At 44.4% G+C, this 1,796-nt stretch carries 2 protein-coding genes; both read right to left on the bottom strand.

Features of this window, described 5'->3' with window-relative positions; all coding sequences use genetic code 11:
• Window positions 1-452: 452 nt before the first annotated feature.
• Window positions 453-743 carry a hypothetical protein gene (locus ACQ4N7_RS30165; protein WP_430715110.1) on the bottom strand — a complete coding sequence of 97 codons (291 nt, stop codon included), beginning with the start codon at window positions 741-743 and terminating at the stop codon, window positions 453-455.
• 228 nt (window positions 744-971) lie between these two features.
• Window positions 972-1,658, bottom strand: a complete 687-nt coding sequence (locus tag ACQ4N7_RS30160) for a hypothetical protein (protein ID WP_430715109.1) — start codon at window positions 1,656-1,658, stop codon at window positions 972-974.
• Window positions 1,659-1,796 lie beyond the last annotated feature (138 nt).

Here is a 1,796-nt window from a genome sequence, read left to right as displayed (position 1 = left end):
CTCGTTCATGAGGTGGTGATGGTAGGGGTGTGGTAATTCCTAGCTCACCGCCTCTCCCTCCAATTTGTCAAATCCCCGTCAGCTCTAGCCCTCTGCGCTCATTCGAGTTTTGTCCCTGTACCTTGGTCAGAATTAGACTTCATGAGAAAACCTCGTTTTGTGAAAATTGAATATTTTGCATGTCTTTGTTTTCTTCTTCGCGATAAATCATCATCAGCAAATCGCTTCTATAATGCCTAAAAGCCTTGTATAAACTGACTTTCAGGACACTATAGGTGGTAGCGTTTAATTTCAAGCGCTCTATCTTTTTGAACGCTGATAGTTGCGTCCCTCAGGGGCAAGAGCTAAGGCTATATAAGTAGGCCTTGCTATCGTTGTATGATTAAGTTTGTTGGGGAACATGGGCTTGATAGCGTTCTAATTAGCCCTTGCACATCAGCTAAATAGCCTTATTAGCGAGGTTTAGGCTCATTCCCATACATGATTTTCTCAACTACCGGATCATCACTGGCATGAGCGATTCCGCGAGCAAGTCGTTCAATAAACTCACTGCGAGAGTAACCATCAAGCTGAGCAAGATGGTCGAGAACACGCACGCATTTGGGAGTTAAACAGACTTTGACGCCGACTTTTCTTTCGTCGTATAGTTGGGGCACACCGCGCATCGATTTTTGCCCAGAGCTAGCTGACTTGTGTTGACAGGCTTGCTTGTTTTGGTTGGATTGTCTGCGAGTAATCGACATCAGACTTCCTGAGGAGCGACACTCTCAATAAATCTGATCTGACCTTGATTGAAGCGGTTTTAGGTAATCCATTAAGTTAATTTAAGAAGACGTTTTGAAAGGGTGATTTTTGTGGTGAAGGCAACCTAAGCCCCTTGAAGCTGGGCCGCAATACCTCTATTATCGTTGTGTTTCTAGGTTTCCCGAGTATTCAAACCTTGGTTGGAAAAATTTTCAAACACTCTCTAATTAGCGCCAGCACCATTGTATAGATCCATAAGCATCGACTTTAGCCTCTACAGGTTGCGGTGAGCTGGTGACTTTATATCTATAGGGTTGTCCATTGCGCCACTGAAAATCGTCTAAATAAACATCCTTATGCTTACGCATGGATTCAGCGTAATCTTCGAGTTCAGCGCTATGGGGTTTACTTCTTAGTGCCAAGATGATTTGGCCACGTAACCCATCTTTTTCTAGATAATCTATGAAAGCCTTCTCGGCTTCTCGATAAGGACGCCGAAGTCCCTTTTTAACTTGTTTCTTTTCTAACCAAGGTCTGTTTTCAATCAGACAACTCTTGGTATAGAGATATTCCCTTTGCTGATCTTGAGAGACACCGTTGATTTCAGAGCCGGCAGGCCCAATTTTCCAGCCGGTCTGGAAGCTCTCAATTTGAATCACCTTGAATAATGACAAAGGTGTGGAATAGGTTGCTCGCTGCATCTCGTCAAGACTGTGGTTTTGCAAGTACTCAAAGTTCTTTGCAATGGCTTGGTACAGCGCCAAGTCTGATGCGGCAATCTGAACCGCATTGTTGAGGCTCGGTTCAGGCAGATACTGATATAAGCGATTGGTGTTCTCTTTAAGCAGGTCTTGGGGTAATTTAGAAAGCTGCTGGGCAAACAGGAGCCCTGTAACTTGCCAAAGATAGTGCAACGTCTTTAACCATGCGTATTTGCATAACTTCGGCACCTAGTTGCATCAACTTCGGCACCCCCTCGATTGGCGAGGGAAAAACAGCATAGCTGGGCAGGTCAGATTCATTATGCAGTCTGTGAATAGATCGTGAGAATA

It is taken from the genome of Nodosilinea sp. AN01ver1, from assembly GCF_050565655.1.
Taxonomy (GTDB): Bacteria; Cyanobacteriota; Cyanobacteriia; order Phormidesmidales; family Phormidesmidaceae; genus Nodosilinea.
This window is presented reverse-complemented; position numbering and strand designations above follow the sequence as displayed.

Coding starts and splice junctions, on each gene's coding strand:
- ACQ4N7_RS30165 (WP_430715110.1), bottom strand. CDS start 743: ATGTCGATTACTCGCAGACAATCCAACCAAAACAAGCAAGCCTGTCAA.